The 19,621-nt window shown below is 32.0% G+C and carries 20 protein-coding genes and 3 tRNA genes; 1 reads left to right on the top strand and 22 read right to left on the bottom strand.

All coding sequences use genetic code 11. The features are described from left to right. Positions 1 to 4: 4 nt before the first annotated feature. The 19 genes from CVS86_RS06570 to CVS86_RS06675 all read right to left on the bottom strand — a co-directional run bounded on the left by CVS86_RS06570 (position 5) and on the right by CVS86_RS06675 (position 17,453). A complete protein-coding gene (locus CVS86_RS06570) occupies positions 5 to 367 on the bottom strand; it encodes a hypothetical protein (RefSeq protein WP_103645121.1) in 363 nt (120 codons plus the stop codon). A 75-nt stretch (positions 368 to 442) separates the two neighbouring features. Beyond that, a complete protein-coding gene (locus tag CVS86_RS06575; protein WP_103645122.1) occupies positions 443 to 781 on the bottom strand; it encodes a DUF2614 family zinc ribbon-containing protein in 339 nt (112 codons plus the stop codon). Between the two features lie 35 nt (positions 782 to 816). After that, complete coding sequence (locus CVS86_RS06580; protein ID WP_103645123.1) at positions 817 to 1,008, bottom strand: hypothetical protein; 192 nt, start codon at positions 1,006 to 1,008, stop codon at positions 817 to 819. Between the two features lie 34 nt (positions 1,009 to 1,042). Next, positions 1,043 to 1,435 (bottom strand): Imm41 family immunity protein, encoded by a 393-nt coding sequence (locus CVS86_RS06585; RefSeq protein ID WP_103645124.1) that lies wholly within the window; start codon positions 1,433 to 1,435, stop codon positions 1,043 to 1,045. Continuing rightward, complete coding sequence (locus tag CVS86_RS06590) at positions 1,432 to 1,815, bottom strand: Imm41 family immunity protein (RefSeq protein WP_103646893.1); 384 nt, start codon at positions 1,813 to 1,815, stop codon at positions 1,432 to 1,434. The genes CVS86_RS06585 and CVS86_RS06590 overlap by 4 nt, the downstream gene beginning before the upstream one ends. A gap of 66 nt (positions 1,816 to 1,881) precedes the next feature. Further along, positions 1,882 to 2,304, bottom strand: coding sequence for a hypothetical protein (locus CVS86_RS06595; protein ID WP_141090653.1), 423 nt, complete (start codon positions 2,302 to 2,304; stop codon positions 1,882 to 1,884). A 122-nt stretch (positions 2,305 to 2,426) separates the two neighbouring features. Continuing rightward, positions 2,427 to 2,864, bottom strand: a complete 438-nt coding sequence (locus CVS86_RS06600; RefSeq protein WP_103618034.1) for a hypothetical protein — start codon at positions 2,862 to 2,864, stop codon at positions 2,427 to 2,429. A gap of 26 nt (positions 2,865 to 2,890) precedes the next feature. Continuing rightward, the gene (locus CVS86_RS06605; RefSeq protein WP_199906528.1) at positions 2,891 to 3,085 is read right to left on the bottom strand and encodes a hypothetical protein; all 195 of its coding nucleotides are present in this window, start codon (positions 3,083 to 3,085) and stop codon (positions 2,891 to 2,893) included. A 12-nt stretch (positions 3,086 to 3,097) separates the two neighbouring features. Continuing rightward, positions 3,098 to 3,385 (bottom strand): hypothetical protein, encoded by a 288-nt coding sequence (locus CVS86_RS06610; RefSeq protein ID WP_107791362.1) that lies wholly within the window; start codon positions 3,383 to 3,385, stop codon positions 3,098 to 3,100. Positions 3,386 to 4,767: 1,382 nt separating this feature from the next. Then, positions 4,768 to 4,959, bottom strand: coding sequence for a hypothetical protein (locus CVS86_RS06625; RefSeq protein ID WP_107791364.1), 192 nt, complete (start codon positions 4,957 to 4,959; stop codon positions 4,768 to 4,770). A 426-nt stretch (positions 4,960 to 5,385) separates the two neighbouring features. Then, complete coding sequence (locus CVS86_RS06635) at positions 5,386 to 5,748, bottom strand: hypothetical protein (protein WP_107791365.1); 363 nt, start codon at positions 5,746 to 5,748, stop codon at positions 5,386 to 5,388. A 30-nt stretch (positions 5,749 to 5,778) separates the two neighbouring features. Beyond that, on the bottom strand, positions 5,779 to 6,210 hold the full coding sequence (locus CVS86_RS06640; RefSeq protein WP_107791366.1) for a hypothetical protein: 432 nt from the start codon (positions 6,208 to 6,210) through the stop codon (positions 5,779 to 5,781). A 408-nt stretch (positions 6,211 to 6,618) separates the two neighbouring features. Next, the gene (locus tag CVS86_RS06645) at positions 6,619 to 6,843 is read right to left on the bottom strand and encodes a hypothetical protein (RefSeq protein ID WP_103653536.1); all 225 of its coding nucleotides are present in this window, start codon (positions 6,841 to 6,843) and stop codon (positions 6,619 to 6,621) included. A gap of 109 nt (positions 6,844 to 6,952) precedes the next feature. Then, positions 6,953 to 7,141, bottom strand: a complete 189-nt coding sequence (locus CVS86_RS06650) for a hypothetical protein (protein WP_035142560.1) — start codon at positions 7,139 to 7,141, stop codon at positions 6,953 to 6,955. After that, entirely contained in the window at positions 7,134 to 7,547 is a 414-nt protein-coding gene (locus CVS86_RS06655; RefSeq protein ID WP_103639633.1) for a hypothetical protein, read from the bottom strand. Before CVS86_RS06655 ends, CVS86_RS06650 begins: the two co-directional genes overlap by 8 nt. A 188-nt stretch (positions 7,548 to 7,735) precedes the next feature. Further along, a complete protein-coding gene (locus CVS86_RS06660) occupies positions 7,736 to 8,101 on the bottom strand; it encodes a hypothetical protein (protein WP_012001144.1) in 366 nt (121 codons plus the stop codon). Further along, positions 8,098 to 8,439, bottom strand: a complete 342-nt coding sequence (locus CVS86_RS06665; RefSeq protein WP_048809729.1) for a hypothetical protein — start codon at positions 8,437 to 8,439, stop codon at positions 8,098 to 8,100. Before CVS86_RS06665 ends, CVS86_RS06660 begins: the two co-directional genes overlap by 4 nt. Further along, a complete protein-coding gene (locus CVS86_RS06670) occupies positions 8,436 to 15,671 on the bottom strand; it encodes a hemagglutinin repeat-containing protein (protein WP_107791367.1) in 7,236 nt (2,411 codons plus the stop codon). Before CVS86_RS06670 ends, CVS86_RS06665 begins: the two co-directional genes overlap by 4 nt. Before the next feature lie 9 nt (positions 15,672 to 15,680). Then, on the bottom strand, positions 15,681 to 17,453 hold the full coding sequence (locus CVS86_RS06675) for a ShlB/FhaC/HecB family hemolysin secretion/activation protein (RefSeq protein ID WP_107791368.1): 1,773 nt from the start codon (positions 17,451 to 17,453) through the stop codon (positions 15,681 to 15,683). Positions 17,454 to 17,897: 444 nt separating this feature from the next. Between CVS86_RS06675 and CVS86_RS06680 the strand changes: the two genes are divergently transcribed. After that, on the top strand, positions 17,898 to 18,650 hold the full coding sequence (locus tag CVS86_RS06680; protein ID WP_107791369.1) for a DUF4198 domain-containing protein: 753 nt from the start codon (positions 17,898 to 17,900) through the stop codon (positions 18,648 to 18,650). Between the two features lie 575 nt (positions 18,651 to 19,225). Here the strand turns inward: CVS86_RS06680 and CVS86_RS06685 are convergent. The 3 genes from CVS86_RS06685 to CVS86_RS06695 form a co-directional block, all read right to left on the bottom strand. Further along, positions 19,226 to 19,300: transfer RNA gene (locus CVS86_RS06685), tRNA-Glu, on the bottom strand. 6 nt (positions 19,301 to 19,306) lie between these two features. Beyond that, positions 19,307 to 19,382, bottom strand: a tRNA-Lys gene (locus tag CVS86_RS06690). A 117-nt stretch (positions 19,383 to 19,499) separates the two neighbouring features. Further along, positions 19,500 to 19,576: transfer RNA gene (locus CVS86_RS06695), tRNA-Asp, on the bottom strand. Positions 19,577 to 19,621 lie beyond the last annotated feature (45 nt).

Raw genomic sequence — 19,621 nt, forward strand, 5'->3', positions numbered from 1 at the left:
AAAGCTAACTATTTTTATATTTTGCAAACAAATTTAGTATTACTCTTGCAGCCAAAATAGTAAATATAAAAATAGCTATATATTTTATATAAGAGCCATCAAAAATATTCAAGATAAGCCTAAAGCCTAGTAGATATATCAAGAGCAATGCAATGAACGACAGAAGGTCAAATTTAATTAAGCCACTTGCTTTGCTATTCTTGACAAAAAATGGCGCAACACAATAGATAAAAGTGCAAACAAAAAAGGAGACCGAGAGAAGATCGGCTTCACTCCAGCCCCTAATATAGTACTTCCCATAGACCATACATAAAACGAGCTCTACAAACGATATACAACCCACAGCTACTCTTTCACCTTTTTCCATTCCACTCCCTATCTTGGCAATATCGCCTAAATTTTAAATGAATTTATATGGAATTTACATAGCCAATGAAAGAGCCTATATTTTAGATGCTTTTTTACCGTGCTTGTCGTTAAATTTAGTTAGTGGCTTGCCGCAGTCTGGACACCAAGAGATATCTTTGCCGACTTTAATAGCTTTGCCACAGCTATTACACCATTTGCATTCAAATTCTTTCTTGATATCTTTAAATTTAATAGACCTATATCCAAGCCAAAAAAATAATATGGCGCCCGCTAATGCCGCCACACCAGAAAGAAAGTAGAAATCTCCCATCAAAGAGTAGTCGGTACTATCATATGCTCTCGCTATTTTCTTGCTAGTAAAAATTTGAATAGCAGTTATCAAAAATCCAATAGATATAAAGAAATTACTCATTTTTCATTACCTTTAAAAGCCAAATTTGCAACCCTTCAACTACTTTTTTTTAGCTCCCTATATATAAAAAGCAAGCCAAGTAACGCCATGATCGATCCGACTGGTATATTTAGACCATAAGGAATAGTATCTCCTTTTGGTATACCAAAAATATTTATCGGTGGAGCCGGATCCACTATGATAGACAGCCCTCCAGCAAAAATAACAAAACCTATTAAATAGTTCATTTTACCTCCTTTAATCAGATTACCGTCATACCTTTTATTTTGGAGCATATATAAAATCTGTATAGAAAAATTTATCATCATCTAGAGACACGGTCAAGATTAAAGACCTGAGCCTATTAACTCTATCAGATATGCTGGGTCTCAAAGGACTGATTAGATAGTTGCTTTTCTTTTTAAAAGACCTCTCACATGTTTTTACCTTGAAAGGGCCAAAGTGATATAAAGGGGTATTCAATAGCCAAACTATACCCCTCATTATCCTAATCGGTAGCTCTTTTTTATGATATTTTTTATATATATCTATAAGGTCGCTCTCTAATAGCCAATACTTCTCATCACTCCACTCAAAATAATCCATAAGACATGCAACAAATGAGTTCTCATCATAGCATTTTTCATATGCTAAATTTTTATAAAAATACTTCATAAGTCCTCTATGTAATCAAAATCAACACTTCTAATATCGCCATCATATATTCCAAATATGTAGCTACTTATCACCTCCAGTCTCTCTTTTGGGTCAAATTCCAATGATAGATATGGCCTTTTGATAGACTTTTTCTCAAATATAAGCTCTTGAGTACTATGCATAATAAAAACATCCAATATAGACACTATCCCTGCAAACAGTTCTCTTGGAATTTTTACTTCACATTTATATGTATCATAAATTTCAAGCAGATCTTTTTCTAGTCGCCAATATTTATCATCATACCATATGCCGTTAAGAGCTATTTGTCCTATAAATGAATCCTTATCAAAATACTTACTTGTTTTTACATTTTTATAAAAATTTTCAAATTTCATCAATCGCCTGCTCCATTTATGTTTTTAAAAATTTGATTTTTCAAATTTTTTAAAATCTTTATGCTATTAGTTCACAACATATTTAGGCAAACCCCTCAAATAGAGACCAAATTTTATAGCCGTTCTTTTTATTATCTCTTCGCTTTCATCTTTGCAATAAACCATATAATAATAATCACTCAAAGATGCGATATAGATACAAATTTCAGGAAAATATATACGATATGCAAACTGCACACCAAAAGCGTCCCTAAAGCTAAGCATTGTAAAAATTTCAATATCTTCTTGGCAAGTTATACTTTTTGCTCTAAGTAAATTTTCTAATCTGCTTTGTGAATATTTTGCATCAAAAAGAAGCTTTGTAGCTTTTTTATAGTTGCAAAAACAAATTCTTGTTGATGCTTTTTCTTTGATAGCAAAAAGTGCTAGAAAAAATTTTAAATATTTATCTTCATTGCCTAAATAATAGCTTTTCTCTTCATCACCCATTTCCATAAAGCTATTTTTAAAATATCCTTGAGCTTCATCTTCGTTTAAATTTCTATCAAATATATCCAAAATAAAACGCTTCATTTTCTTAGTACCTTGCCTTCTTTGCTGACTAAAATCAATTAAATAGGTTTCTGCAACTTCATAAATTTTTCTTTTCGTTTAGAACCAGCAATATATTGATCTATTTGTGAATACAAAAGTGGCAGTTTCTGAAGCTCGCTAGTTAGTATCTCAAAATCATTTTTGACACAGAGCGATATGATAAATTTTAAAATATCTTTATATTCACTAGTGAAATTTATACGCAGTAATGCCCCATCTACCAATCCATTGTTGTCAAAAGAGATCTGTAGGCAGCTATCCTCTAGATTGCCATAAATGTCCAAGCTGTCCGACCATGATTTTACTTGTGGCAAAATAGAAGCAACACTATTAAAAATTTCTTTATTAACTGATACTTTATGCCAAAAGATAGAATCATCAAATGTTTCTAAATTTAAAACTGCCTCATCGCTGTTGCTTGGTAAAATGTAAAAATCACATTGCCAAATCGCCAATACTAACTCCTTTTATGAATATAGTTTTACAGCATAAAAATTGCCATTGCTATTTTTGCATACAACAATATCATAAAACCAAATTCTAGTATCTCGTCAAGTTTTTCAAAATCGGTCTTATCCACTATCTTAAAGATATTTTCCTTTAAACAAACTGCTTTTACTGGACGCCAAACAGGTATATCTTCATTTAGTATTTTTACATAAATATTAGTAGTCATATTTAACTCATTTTACTCATATTCTTCTTCTAATTGGCAACTGAAATTTTCTATATCTACTTCAATACCAAATTTTTCAAGTAATATCTTGTTTGTCTCTGGCGTGATGGCATAGGCACCACTTAGGTATTCGTTTCCATTTTTATCTAGTTGAATATGTTTTTCATTTGGATAGAAATTCAATAAAACATTCTCAATATCATTTAACGTACAATTTTTAATAGGAATAGATTTTACAAAACTATCATCAAATTTATTATAATAAATAACGCAAATATTAGTTTTTGGCTTAGATTTCATTTTTTACACCCCTACCCATTAGCCTCTCACAAATACCTACTTTTATTATCAATATGTTCCCAACTATTATGTAATTCATCAAGACTATATAAAACGCCGGTGCTTTTGTTGATACAAATTTCTACCACTTTGAGCAATAACTAATTTTTACATCTTTTTTAGCCTACCTTAAAGACTCTCCGCTTGTTCCAGAATTTCTATTTTTGTTATTACCCCTCGAATCCACCAGCTCAAGACTCATAAAGGTATTATTTATATTCATACATCAATTTGTTTATCTTTACGAAAAAAAGCACAAATAACATAGCAAATATCAACTATGAGCTGAAGACATAAACAAGCATATGCGATATAGAGTAAATTTCTATCACCTAGGTCGTATGCAAAAAATTGAGGAATGTTTATAAAATTTGTCAGGATGATCATTATAGCACCAACAAAAACAAACAAGTATCTAATCATAAATTTTCGACCCTTGTTTTTAGACTCTTTTAGCCAAAAAATCAAAAATATAAAACTTGCAATAGATCCGAAAATTAGACCAATATTATTAAAAGCCAACGTTATCCCCCATCAAAAAAATAGTAACTATCAGAAATATATTCAAAAAGAGTTGATAATAGCCAGAAAAGTGCTTAGGATTATTTTGCCAATCTATCAATATAATGGCTGGCCAGATCATATTCATAAAAAAAACAACTATCACAGCCATGAATATTCCGGTGCTTGTTTCTGACCAATTGTTGTGATAATAGACAATATGGCAAGCAAAATAGACAAGTATGGCAAAACCTATAACAATACATAACGTAGATAAAAATCTCAGAAATTTATATATGAAATTTATCATAAATCGCTTACTTATATATAGTATTAGATAAAGCACTAAATTTGATATTAAAAAAATAGATATTAAGTCCACTTGTTATCCTGTCACTTTGTATGCTGAAAAGTGGACTTACTCCAAACCTTGCCAATTAGTTCAAAATCCGCCAACTTTTGCTTTTATCCTTTAATTTTACATTTTTAACCTTTAGCAAATTCTTGTTTTTTCGATTTCTCTTTTTGAATTTTGGTGTTATAAAATGAAAAGTTGCATTACTTGGGCATTTTTTGATGTTTTTTGTGGAACGGAGAGTAAGATAAAAATGCAAAACTAGCTGCCAAGCTCATAATAACTGAAACAAAACAAGTATCACCCAAACTGGAAAAATCATGTTCTATTGCAAATCTTTCGAATTTTTTATTTGCAAATATCCTAATAGATATAAATAAAAATCCAAAGCCTATAAATCCATAGCAAAATTTATAAAACATAGTTGTTACTTGAATTTGTTGTTATTGCTTTTGCTGTTTTCTAAATTTACATCTTTAAATTTGACTTATTCTTTGGATTTGTGGAAAAATCCTAAACATATAAAAAATAACCCAACAATAAAAAATCCAAAAATACTTTTTTCATCAATTGTTTGCCAACCATGAAACCTAAAATAAATTTTGCCACCAAATAAAGCCCAAATGGCTTCCAAAAGAAAAATACAACCTAAAAAGATAAATCCAAATTTAGCGTTCATTCTTTATTCCAAGTGTCTTTTTTATATTGCTATATCCTGTTAAACAAAGACTATATTATCATTAAACATATCTTTTGCAAATTTAATCTCTCGGTTCTATTTTGTCTATTTGTTACTATACATACGATCCACTTTATCTTTTTGCGACATTTTATTCATTTAGGATTCTTTTTATAAAAAATGCCAAAAAGACAAAAACTGGCAAATATAAAAAAGGACGCAAAAAATATAAATTTTTCAACATCATTTGAAAAGTAATATTTAAATCCACGATATGAAATATAATTAAACTCCAAAAAACTAAAAGCGTAAATATATGAACTAATAGATATAAAAATCAAAAAAATCTTAGCTCTCATTTGTCGTTTTTCCACTCTTTATAAACTCCACACAAGCCAGCTCCTACTGCCCAAAGCAAGAGAATGTCTAAACACTTTTATCTTTTTCTAAATTTTTCAACTCATCTGGAAACTGTCTATAATATTTTTCAACTTCTATTGTTTCAACATTACATTTAGGGCATTTGCCATTTTTAGTATCAGCGTAATTATAACTATTTTTACACTTTGGGCACTTTGTAAATTCTGGTATTTTAGAATTTAACCTTATCAAATATATCGTATATGTGATCAACAAAATGATTAAAACTATCTGCATGATTATAGACTGCGCAGTTGATACTACATATACTTTTCCGCCTTTATAGCCTTCTTCTGTTAATAGTTTATATAAATTTAAAGATGATAACAATGTAAAAAATATTGCTATCACGAACCGTATTTTAATCATGACTTATGCCTATTTACTCGTAAATTTACATCAATCATCAACGTTATCTTTATCTTTTTTTCGTTTATTCCTAATGCTTCTTCTTTTGGGTCCTTTTTTTCTTTTTTCTAAAAATTCTATTTTTCTTATATAGTCACCATATTTACTTGCATCCATCACCTCGCCACCACAAAAATTGCATTTACTTTTATCACGTAAATGCCCAAACCACCAAGTAGTTTTACATTTAAGACATACTAAATACTCCGGGTATTTTTTGATGTTTTTTGTGGAACGCAAGGCAAGATAGAAAAATGCGAAACTAGCTGCCAAGCTAATAATGGCTGGAATAACATAAGTATCGCCCAAACTAGAAAAATCATGTTCTATTGCAAATCTTTCAAATTTTTTGTTCGCAAATATCCTAATATATATAAATAAAAATCCAAAACCAATAAAGACATAGCAAAATTTATAAAACATAGTTGTTCCTTGAATTTGTTGTTATTGTTTTTGTTTTTTTAAATTTTATTTTTTCAAATTTAACTTATTTTTGGATTTTTCTCTTTTTTATTTTGGTACACAAAAAGAGAATTTGTAAATTTATCGTTTCCAGTATTCTTTTTTATAATAATATATTAAAGACATTGTTACAATTACATGAAATATAATATCTTCTATTTCGGCATTGTGCCAACCACGAAAATAATATTTACCATAAAAGATACACAAAAAACTTTCTATCGACATTACAATAATTGATATTACTATATAATATTTCAAAGGAATAGAGTAATTCATAATTTTATACCTTAATTGTTTCTGCTGGCATACTATCACCAAAATTTAACCTAGGTTGCTCCATTTATAAAAATATAAATTTAATTATTTCTATTTTTTGCTTTTGCTATTTATGCCATTGATGGTTTCAAAAAAATCCAGTATCTTCTTATTTCTAGCAAAAATAAAACATATTATAGAAAATATAAAGCAAAAACATATATTTTCCATGTTTGGCTCAAGTTTTTGTCTCGCACCATAAACGGATATACCAAAGGCTAATAAAACACCTTGGATAAACAAAATTATTGAAAAAATATAAAGTACATATTTCATTTATTTTCCATAAAATCTAAAAAGCTGTTAATTCCCACTAGTAATCTTTTTTCCAAAAGTGTTATACCTTTACCATTTGTAACTTTCCTAATTTCCTGCTTTGAGATAGTTATTTTTTGCTACCTTTATTAAATATTAATAAAAACCCACCAATAATTAAAAATCCACTTATTGGTATATATAATAATGGATTTGAAAAATCATGAAAAGCTCCTCTTGCCCAAAATTGTTTAATAAACAATACTTTAAATCCAGCAATAATCATAACCAACGCAAGAAAATTTTTTTCATTAATCATTTGATTTTAACCAATTTGCAAAATCTTTTATATCTTGATTTAACTTATCGTGTCCGTACGCGATACTTATTCCAGCACCAGCATATCCATAGCCACTATAATTTGGAATTCCCGGTAAATAACTTTCAACAAAATTTGGTATCGCATTTGGTTTTTTCAAAACAAAATTCACACCATTATATGCACTATCCCAAACCATACTTTGTGGTTGGTTTTTTAGAATTTGTGGTTTTGTGATTTGTTGTTTGGCATTATTTGCAAATACGAAGTATTGTTCTGTCAAACTACCTTGTTTGCCGATTTGTTGCCATACTGGCGAACCGCTTATATCGGTTACTCCATTCATAGCATATCTAGTTCCATTTGGACTTATTGCAGTTCCTGTTGCAGTATCAAATTTATTCATTTTTTATTCCAAACCATATTTAAAAAAATATATAAATTACATAAACCTACTATAAAAAAACTAAACTAACAATAATTGCATAATCGCCTAGATATAATGGGTCATAATAATGAAAAGTAAATTTTTTTGTCATATATATTCTAATACTTCCGATAATAAAAACTATGCCACACAATAAAGCTATAAATTTATTCATTTGATTTACTTTCTAATAGCGGATTTATAATGTATTCTTTAATTCCAAATCCAATGCTTTGCAATCCAGTTTCTGGCGGATTTGGCGATACTGCACCATTTACAATATCAACTCTACTATATCCTATAATCCAAGTTTTAGGATTTATCACAACATTCCCCACTCTATAATACATATCACTTATTGGATTTACACTAGGTTTCATAAATTCGGTTAAATTTGAATTTGTTATGATTTTCGTATTTGTGTTTTGTAAAGCATTTTTACCTATTGGGCTTGTAAATTTAATAGTAGAAGTTTGTGTTACGAATACCACCAAAAATATAAATAAAATTATTAAACTTATAAATTTAATCATTTTTGTTGCCTTTTATCTATTTCCAAATTTTCTAATTCGCTTGGAAATTGCTTATAATATTTCTCAATTTCTATTGTATCAATATTGCACTTAGGACATTTGCCTTTGATTGTATCACTATAATTGTAGCTCTTTTTACATTTAGGGCATTTTGTGAATTCAGGGTATTTTATTTTGTATTTTGTTCCTAAAAATATAAAAATAAATCCTATGATAACATAGATAATTGTGGCATCGCGATTTGGTATAATTGTTCCGTTAAATTTATCAGGTATTTCTATACCAAAATACGCACAAATACCTATAAAAATAAAAAATAAACCCACGAATTTTATCATTTAAAATTCTCATTTTTAAAATCAATAATACTATTTTTTACGACATCGTAAGAATTTTTAAAATTTTCTATTGTTGTATCATAATTAATGCCCATATTTGTTAAGGCACCTACACCACCCCAAAAAACATAATCAGGTGTTCCAGGTATAAAATAACCATTTATAAAGTCTGTAATTTTTGTGGAATTCCTAATCGCAAAATTTGTTCCATTATAATACATATTACTTATCGGATTTATACTAGGTGTCATAATATCTTTAAGACTTGAATTTGTAATAACTTTTGTTCCAGTGTTTTGTAGAGCATTTTTTCCTATCATATATAGTCCATCTGCTGTAGATACATAGTGATTTCCTTTTAGGGTATAACTTCCTTTATTGTATCCTATTTCTCGCAATATAGGCGAATTTGTCAAAGTGTCAGTTCCTACTTGAATGAAATTTTTATTTTCTATTGAAATAATTCCATTTGTTTTATTATACATAGCATTTTTTGGCAAATTTTGTGTTATTTTATTTAAAGCATTTGTTTCTATTTGATTGGCAATTTTAGAAGCTCCATTTATACTAGCCTTGCCTACCGTAACCACTCCATCTTTTGCCAACTTACCTAAACCAACAGCACCTTTTCCAAGACCAACACCCGCTTCTTTTCCTATTGCTGCTACACCAGTTAAACTAGATGTATCAAATCCTGATATTAATGCTATATCATCGCTTATGCCATTATAATCATAAACTTTTTCTAAAATCTTTTTATCGTTGTTAAATATATTATAGTACATATTTCTTACGCCACTTACCCCATTTACGGTTATATCTTTTGCTAAAGATATAGCACCGTCACGCAAGCTAGAAGCGGTAAAAGTCTGATCTTTATACCAGTTTTGCAAGTTGCTTGGTATTTTATCTGCATTAGATGCCAAGTTTAATATACTATTTTTAACTGTTTCTAGCGGTAAAGAGTCTATGTTTGGATGAATATATTTATTGTAAAAATCTATATTATTAATGGCCACATCTAAATTTAATCTATTATTTCTATTATCAAATTTATCAACAACAAATAGACCATCCTTGTTGTCAGATTTTGTCAAAAACTCTTTTGCTAAGACATCATCTTTATTAAACATCAAAGACCAAACATTATCACTTTGCTTTAGTGCTTGCACTGAAAGTCTTGAAATGGCTTCATCTTGAGAAATATCTATACCTGTTCTCTTTCTAATGAAGTTAGCAAAATTATTGCCATTAGCCTTTAGCCAGTCTATTTCTGGCTGACTAAATTGTCTATTATCCCCCTTACTCTTATCTAGTCCATTAAACATATAAGAATTTAAAAGTAGAGTATTTAAGCTACTTTGGTTTTTAATATAGTTTATCGCTGCATCTTTGGCATTGATGCCACTATCTTGTAAATTTAGAGCTTTACTTAGATAGTCGCTAAAGCTATCTTCTTTTAGTTTTGCATATCTATCTTGTTTACCATCTCCTGGTATAAATCTACCAGCTTTATAATCCATGGCATGTTTTAACTCATGACCTAGAGTGCTCACAAACTGATCAACATTTTTAATGTGAGCTAAATTTAGTATTATTGAGCCACTATTGAAATGTCCTAGAAATTTTTCATCGTCTTTTCCTTTTGCGAATTTATCATCAATTATTCTTAAAGATATGCCGTCTAGGTCAAGACCTGACATACTTGCAAATAGCTGTATAAATTTATTTCCTAAAGCCTCTTTTTCTTCTATGGTAACACTATCATCCGTTAGTTTTTGAGCCAGCTCTTTACCTAATAGTTTTCCGGCTTCATACTGTGCAACATTTTCTTTTACTTCACTGTTAAAATTAAACTCACCTGTTTCTATAATTGCATTTAGTGCTTTTGTTATGGCAGTGGCTGTATTAAACTCATCTTTGATATCCTTTTGCCCACTCTTTGTTAGCACTCTTAAATCCATACTAGCATCTACATTTGAGCTTATGCTAGTATTTACTAGATCTTTTGTTAGTTTAGTTGTATCTCTATTTAGTCTTGTTAGATCATCAGAGTTTTCTTTATCTGCTATCTCTATGTTACCACTACCTAGAGTTGCTAGGTTTTTAGATAAGCTGTAGCTTAAATTTCTATGGTTAGATAGATCTATTGATTTAAGACCTGTAAATTTATCTTCTTGATTGTTATTTGATTTGCTATCTTTATTGTTTTTATCTTCTAGGATATAGTTAGCTCCTATGCTAAAGTTTGTTCCTTTAGCATAGCTTGTATTTGATAGGTTCTCATAGCTTAGGGTATTTGTTTTTAAATTTAGGTTGTGGTTGTCTATAAAGGTATTGTCTTTATCATACTCTCCTGCTGCTAGTAGTGATCCTTTTAGATGAGTGTTTTTGGCTACCTCTACGTTTAGCTCATTTGCTGTTATAGATGAGAGAATAGTTTGTTTAGTTATTGTATTTGAGCTTGATCTAGAGAAATTTGCATTGGTGCTAGTTGCTTTTGTGCTAGATGGATTAGCAAAGCTTGAGTTTGGTGATTTATCACTACTAAATCCTATGCCAACACCTACACTATATCCTCTTTCGTTGTATGCGTATTTGTCTCTTACACTCTCTAAGTTTAGGTTATTTCCTACTTTTAAATTTAATCTCTCATCAGCTCTTAAATTTGCTCCTTTAATGGTTGCGTCATTAGCTGTATTTATATTCATATCTTTAGCTGAGTAAAGATGAGAGTTATTGTTTGTTAGGCTCTCTGTGTCACTACTACTAGTAGAATAGTTTAGACCAGCACTTCCGCCGCCACCACCATACATAGTATATCTCATGGTTCCACCTATGCTTTTGTCTTTACTTTCTGATGTATAGGTGTTTTTGCTAGAGTTTATATTTAAGTTGTTTGTGTTTATATCTATTAGATTATTGGCACTTAAATTTGAACCAGTGATAGTTGTATCATTTGGAGTTTGTATCTTGATGTTATTTGCGCTTAAATTTGATGGATTAGAGATAACTTCATTTGAGTTTGATTTTGATTTATGACCATTTACACTAGCTGCTACTCCTACACTAAAGCCAAATGTATACCAGTTAGATGCTGCCTTTGCAGCTGCTGCTACTTGAGCTATAAGTGCTAGGCTCTTAGCTTCTACGTTTGCCATAGCTAAGGCTATATTTGCCTTATAGTATCTCTCTTCGTCATTAACATTTTCAAGGATATCTGATAGATCTTCTATATCTGAGCCATCTATGCCAGGAGTTTTGCTTTTATAGGCTTGCTTTAGCTCATGTAATTTATCTTTTAGATCATCTCTAGTGTGTTTATAGCTATCATACTCTTTTTTTACCTTTTTAAGCTGCTTTATAGCTTCTATCAAAGCAAGACTAGCTGGAGCCACCTCTACGTATTCGTTTTGGGCAGTGATAGAAAGAGCTGCTTTTGCTTGTTTTAGTGTTTTTGATATATCAGTAGTGTCAGTGCTATTTAATATATCGATATTTGCATTTTTGCTTATTAGATTTATATCTTCTTTAGCGATCAAATTTGATCCAGTGATGCCTATCTCTTCGTTTGCATTTAAATTTATATTTTTATCTGAAACAAGGTTTGACGATATAGCTTTAGTTGATGCTACATCAGTGGTAGATTTTTCATACTCTGCGTCTGCTACTCTTGTTTTGGTGCTAGTATCATACTTAAATTCTTTTATAGGTTTTGGTTTTTGATCATTTGCAAGATCTTTGGTGTTTGGTAAATTTATACCCTTGCTCTTAGATATCTCATAGCTACTATGCTCGTTTTCGGCATTTGATATCTCAATAGAATTTGCCTTTATATTAGTATCATCTTTACTTGATAAATTTGCAGTTATAGTAGCTTCATTTGCTTTTAGATTGAGCTCTTTGGCTGCAGATATATTTGAAAGCTTTGCTAGTGCATCAAGACTTCCCTTTTCGTTATAGCTTGAGCGATAAATTTGAGTCAGAGTATCTCCAAACATTTGCTCAAACAAGTAGGTATTTGAACCAGTCCCAATAGGATCTATCGCAGAAGCTACCAGCATGCCTGGGTATGTTAGTAATGAGATTATATTAATGTTTGAACTCTTATGAACGCTTTTTTCTTTTATTTGCTCTTTGGCTGCTAATATAGACAAGTTATTACCAGCATTTAAATTTACATTTCTACCACCTTTAATATCTGAAGATATTATAGAGATGTCTTTGTTTGCATTTAAATTTATATCTCCTTGACTAGTGCTTAGAGATGAGCCTTGTAAGTTTGTCTTATCAAGAGAGTGCATATCAAGGCTAGATTTTAATCCACCAAATGACTTCTTAGAACTAGATCTTGCCTCATCATTTTTATAAGCTGTTGGAGCTAGGCCTATATTATTCGCATCTATGTTTATATCATTTTTGGCACTTAAATTTGAGCCAGTTACTATTGCATTGCCACCAGCTTTTAAGCTGATATCGCCTGCATTTAAATTTGAGCTGATGACCTTTTGATTTATAGCCATTATATGAGACTCTTTTTTAGAGAAAAAGCCCTTTGACTTCTCTTTAGTTTGCGTGTTCTCGTTTGTATTAGCTCCAACTACATATATATCATTTCCAGCTTCTATCTTTAGCTTGTTAGTAGCCCTTAAGTTACTTGAGCTTATCTGTGTATTTGACTTAGAGTTTAAATTTATATCTTTTGCGTCTAGGTTTGCGCTATTTAGCGTTTGGATGTTTTGGTTAAATTCCACGCCTTTTTCTTTTGCGCTATGGCTGTAGGCAAACTCTTTGGCGTTTATATTTATATTATCTGCACTTAAATTTATCTTGTCAGCCTCTAAATTTGAGCCAGCGATGTTTAAATTTTCTTTAGCGTTTAGGTTAAGGCTCTCGTCTGCTTTTAAATTTGAAGCCTTGCTAAACTGAGATGACTCTTTGTCTAAGCTTATATTATTTGCATCTACGTTTATATTTTTGGCTGAAATTTCACTTGAGTTGATACTTGCTGCGTCTGCTTTTAAATTTAGATCTTTAGAGTTTAGCTCTAGGTGATTTAGGTTTAAATTTTGAGAGTTTAGATTGATATTATCAGCCACTACGCTGCCAGCTAGGCTTATGTTGCCTTTGGCGTCTAGCTCTATGTTGTTAGCCATTACTAGAGCTGAGGCTTTTACGTTTTTATCTTTTGCTTCTTTTTTAAATTTACTTATGCTCTCATTTCTTGCTTCATATAAGCCATCAAGGATGTTTGCTATGTAAGCTGAGTTTATACTATCAAGGCTGTAGTAATACCCTTGGTTTTTCACTCTTCTATTTAGGTTTTTGACGATTGGGCTATTAAATATTGGCTCAGAGAATTTATCCAGATCAACATTTGCTAGCTTTATATCATCATTTAGTGCGTAGCTTGAAAAGTCCTGCGTGCTTCCTACTATGTTATTGCCCGCTGCAAAAACTGCTGGCAGGCCAACATCAGTGTATGAGAAGTTAAAATTCGTGCTTTTTCCACCTTTAGTCACCCATTTCTTTTTGCCAGTGACTTTTCCCATTTTTCCTTTCCACTCTTGCTGCTTCCATTTAAACTCATTAAAGCTTCGGCCATCTCTTCTTAAATTTAGTGCTACGTTTGTTATATCTTTGCTATCAAGCACAAGGTCGTTGCCTGCATAGATAAAGCTCTTATCATTTAGTAGCTCATCTGTTTTTAAATTTATATCATTGCTTGCTACTATGCTGCCTGGGATGAAATTTGCCTTATCTTCTTCGTTTAAAATTTCTTTGTTTATAGAGTAATAAATTCTCTTTAGCACTTCGCGGTCTTTTGCTTTGCTAGTATCAAGTACTACTTCGTTTTTGTCGATGTCTAGTCTTAGATTACTAAATACCTTTGTTGATGTGCCATATAGATATGAGTCTTTATGTAAATTTAGAGCATAAAGGGTGCTATCTTTATTTATAGCCTCTTTTAAAATTTCAGCATTTAGCTCCTGCTCGCTTAGCTCTTTGCCTAGTTTTTTAAATTTAGCCTCTATCTTTGCTTTTATCTCTTTTAAATTTACCTCTTCAAGTTTAAATCTATTCTCACCACTTTGCTTTAGAGCTAAATTTTTAGCAAATGAGCTTTTCTCCACCCTAGCCTGCGAGCTTGAGTTATTTACCAGCTTTTTAGCCTCTACATTTATATCTTTAGCATAAATTTGACTTGAGGTATTTACCAAAGTATCTGCTTTTATATTAAGGCTCTCTTTAGCTCCTATTAGCGCTTCATCTTTGTTTGTTATAGTCTTTGCCTCTATCTTAGCCTCTTTATTAGAAGCGATAGCACCAGCATTAACTATGTCGCCATCAAGGTTTATCTCTATGTTGTTATTTGCTATGACTAGACCATTATTATTTACGCCTACGCCGTTACTTGTGCCAACTAGTTTGATTTTATTAGCATACATACCGCCAAGCGCGCTACTATCTAGGCTAAAGCTGTTTTCTTGGTTTTTAGCTTTTACGTCGTTATATAGTTTGCCATTGCTTGAAGCAACCGCCTTTTCACCGATGATGTTTAGCTCATTTGCGTGGATATTTGAGTTTAAATTTATGGCATTTGAGATCACGTTAGTATAGTCGCTGCTCTTATCGTTTAGGCCGTCCCCTACGATGTCTATAGAGTTATTAGATATTAGCTCTATCTCTTTAGGGCTTAGTTTATTGATACTACCTGTTGTTAGTGTGAGTGAGCGAGAGTTGATCATATTTAGACCATCTACACTTATGCCATTTGGGTTTGCTATGACCACATCAGCTCTGCTACCTGCAACCTCTAAATTTCCTTTTAGAGATGATTTCTCAGCCGAATTTACTTTGTTGATAATAAGGCTTGCCTCTTTATTTAGCCTATAGTTTGCATCTATCTGGCCAGCTATCTTTGTGTCTATGTTTTTATTAGAGTTATTAAGGATAGTGCCAGTTGGAGGGGTATTAAACCTGCTATATTCATTTATAGATACGCCCTTGCTATCAGGATTTGTGATGTTTATGATTAGCGTCTCATTAGGAGCTTTTAGTATATCAGGGCGGTTGCTAGCGCCTGGGTCAGCTATGATACTTGGCTCATTTGCAATGGCGGGCATAGTGCCAAGCAGCAAAGAGAGACTTACGTAGAAATTTAAGCCTATGGTTAAAAGGCTAGGCTTTTGATTGCTTTGCGCATTTGAAATTTGGTTGTTCTTTAGCATATTTTATCCTTAAAATTCGTAGCTTATGATGAAATTTACATTTGTTGATTTAGTTTCAAAGCTCTTTGGCTTATAAAGAGGTTTAGAGACAGATATGTCGTAGCTTAGGTTGTTGTAGGCTTTTATACTGCCTCTTAGACCTATGGCGTATCCTGCAAGGGTGTTTTTATCCTTTATGCCGCTATTTGCTGCTCTTACCATGCCAGCGTCAAGCCCTGCATAGACAGAGTTGCTCTTATAGTAGTTATATGAGAGGGTATTTCTTACGCTTACCCCGTGGTTTCCAACAAGTGAGCTCTCCCCGTCAAATCCCCTAACACTGTGATATCCACCGATGCTAAATTTATCCTGCAAGCTTAGTTTATTTAGACCATATCTTGCGTTGATATTTAGATCATAGCTTAGTGGAAGCTCAAATTTATATTTGTAGTTTAGGTTTAAATTTATTAGAGCAAACCTAGATGTAGCTTCGCCGCTATCCTCCAAAGGATCAGGCTGTGATCTAAATATACCAGTGCCCTTTTTATAGGCTAGCTTGGCGCTAAAAGCTTGGTTGTAAGAATTCCAGCTTGATTTTACGCCTACCTCGTATCCAGCATTTCTTCTAGCTTGGTTATCTAGCTCGTAGTCCTCTAGGTAGTTTTTATTTTTTCTCTTAAATAGCTTTACATAAGCGCTATTTTTAAAATTTGAGTCCCTATAAAATGTATAAGCAAGGCTTAGTGAGTCGCTCTCGCTTCTACCTTTATATGTGTAGAGATTATAGGCTGCGTTTATGATCTGGGCATAGTCATATTTGCTCTTTTCATACTCAAGCATGAAGTAGCCAAACGGGATACTAAAGCCGTAATAGTAGTTATTTGAAGCTCCGTGATCAGTGGCGCCATTAAATTTATTTGTGACCTCATATTTTTTAAATATATCTTTGCCACGTGAGAAGCTAAAAATTTCGTTAAATCCAAGTAAATTTAGCGTGCTTAAATTTAGCATGCCTTGGTACTTGCCGCTTTGTTTTGAGCCAAGGTTATCAATGCTAATAGCAGCCTTTAGTGGAAAGCTATCAACTCTAGTGATCGCTATGTTTGAAAAGCCAGCTCTGTTTGAAGGTAAGAATTTAATGCTAACATCATTTTTTGAGACGTTTTGCAGTGACTCAAGAGCCTGCTCGATATCTCTTATATTTGCCACTTTATTTTTGTGAGAGTACTCACCAAATGCACTAAATAAGCTCGCTCTGTTTCTTTGGATGTCAAGCTCATTGATGCTTATATCATCTATGAGGCCAAGATTTATCACAAACTCTAGCTTGGCATCTTTTAGACTCTTTGTAACTAGGCTAGCACTTGAAGTGATATAGCCACTTTTTATTATCTCGTTGTTAAAAGAGTTTATGATTAGATTGATAGAGTTTTTGCCAAGACAGCTGCCAGGTTTAAAATCAAGCTTGTTTAAGCTAGCCTCTAAGATAGAGTTAAATTTAGAGTAGTTTGCATTATAAGCTTCTCTTATTATAGCCTCATCAGCACCACTACTAGCGTTAAAGCTAGCAACTTCGTTCTCACTAAGAAGTGAAATTTTATCTATTTTAAAGCATGGGGTTTCGTTTAAATTTAGCTTACCTTCTGAAGTTGGTTTTTCGTTAAGTAAATTTATGTTGGAGCTTTCGTTAAAAGAGCTTGCCATATTCGCCCTAATCTCTTCGTTGTTTAACTCGTTTTTTAGATTAGTCTCATTAGCAAGTAGCGCAGCACACACCATGCTTAAAGATAAGAGAGTTCTCATCTCAACCTTCCTTGGAAATAACTATAAAGTTATATTTTCTAAAATAATTTAGTGACATTATAAAGGATATAATCTTAATCTAATATTAAAATATAATGAGAAAAAAGAATTTTTATACAAAATATTTCAAAAATGAAACTTTTTAGATATATAAATGGCAAAGATAAATTTATTTTGATTTATCCATTGGTGGATAAAATTTAATTTTATATTGACAATGATTATTATTTTGATATAATTGCGAAACTGATTTTATTTCGTAATTTCAGTGATTAAACTATTTTTATAGTCATGCTATTTTTATAAATTTGATAAAGTAAATTTGGTTTTGATTACTAAATTTTCTAAAAATTAGCAAAATTTAGATCTATAAAAATTTAACAATATTTTTGTGACATATATTAGAAATAGAAAAATAGACATTTTAATCTGAAAGGATAGGTAATGAACAAGCATTTATTTGCACTTTTGGCTTTGGCAGCACTTAGCAGCCACTCTTTAGCTCACGAATTTTGGCTTTTTGGAAGCAGCAAAGAAGTAACTAGCGTTGATATCGGCTACGCAGACGACTTTCCGACTGTTGAAAAGATCCCAGATAATAGGATCGCTCTATTTGAAGCCCCATACGTTATAAACAAAAATGGCGAAAAACTTAGCCTAAAACAAAGCGGCGAAAACTACCACTACGAAAGGGCTAAACTAGAAGACGGCTCATACCTTATAGCTGGCGAGTATAAGCCTACATTTTGGACAAAAGCAAGCGATGGCACATGGCACATGGGCAAAACCAAAGAGGACATCAAGGACGCCAAATACTGCAAAAAAGCGAGCATGAGCGCAAAAGGCATCATAAACAAAAACGCCAAGGATGACTCTGTGACAAAGCCTTCACAGCAGCGCTTAGAGATAGTCCCGCTTGACAATCCAGCAAATTTCAAGGTTGGTGTGCCATTTAAAGTGAAGATTCTATTTGAGGGCAAACCTTTAGAAAATGCCACGCTTGATGGAACATTTGATGGATTTTTAAAAGAAAAAAGTGCATTTCACGGCCAAACTGAGCCAGACGGCACGATAGAGGTACTTGCGCTTAAACCTGGAAAATGGCTGCTACAAACAGTGCATAAAATGCCATTTGCCAACTCAAAAATTTGCGATGATGAAACGATCGCTGCAACACTTGCATTTGAGCTAAAATAGATCAAATTTAAGATCAAGCAAGTTTTCATCTTAAATTTATAAAAGGGCGTATCTAAGTGCGCCTTACTCTTTTTATCTTGTAAGTCAAATTTATCAAGACAAAATCAGCAAATGTATCAAATTTATGTATTTCTAAAAATTGAAACGACAAACTCTAGCAGTCATAATGTCATCATTATTTGTAATATCTAAACTTTTATAAATTACTGATCCGTTTTCGCCTAAAACCTTTTACAAAACTCAAGCACCTCGTTATTAAAACAAGTTTTTAGAGCTTCAGCAAAAAGATTCTGAGATTTTTGAATACAGCATTTCAATATAAACCAAAATTACTTCACATATTAGCAAGCAATCAAGAAAGTATCATAATCTATAGATGTAAAAAACGAGCGTTTCGTCGTTTTCTATATGGGTACTCTGGTAGTTTTTAACACAAATTCACCTTTTATAAAGAAAAAAGATGTTTTACAAATTTTTACATCAAAGTTCAATTTATTACAAGATTAAATATTTATTAGTCAAATTTATCGCATTACCAGTAAATTTCAAAATTTGAGTTAAATTTAGAAGAAAAATGGTGACCCATACGAGACTCGAACTCGTGTTACCAACGTGAGAGGCTGGTGTCCTAACCGCTAGACGAATGGGCCAAAAGATGGTGCCCCGTGTAGGTCTCGAACCTACGACCCCATCATTAAGAGTGATATGCTCTACCAACTGAGCTAACGAGGCAAGATTAAATATCAATAACAAAGTGTTATCTTAGAACTTATAATCTTAAAATTTAATTTGATCACTCAAAAAACAAGAAAAAATAGAATCAAGAACCTTAACCTAAGGTTTCGTAGATGGCGCAGCGGACGGGGCTCGAACCCGCGACCTCCGCCGTGACAGGGCGGCATTCTAACCAACTGAACTACCGCTGCACCTAAAAGTAATGGTGGTCGCTATAAGACTCGAACTTATGACAT

It is taken from the genome of Campylobacter concisus, assembly GCF_003048605.1.
Lineage (GTDB): Bacteria > Campylobacterota > Campylobacteria > Campylobacterales > Campylobacteraceae > Campylobacter_A > Campylobacter_A concisus_BM.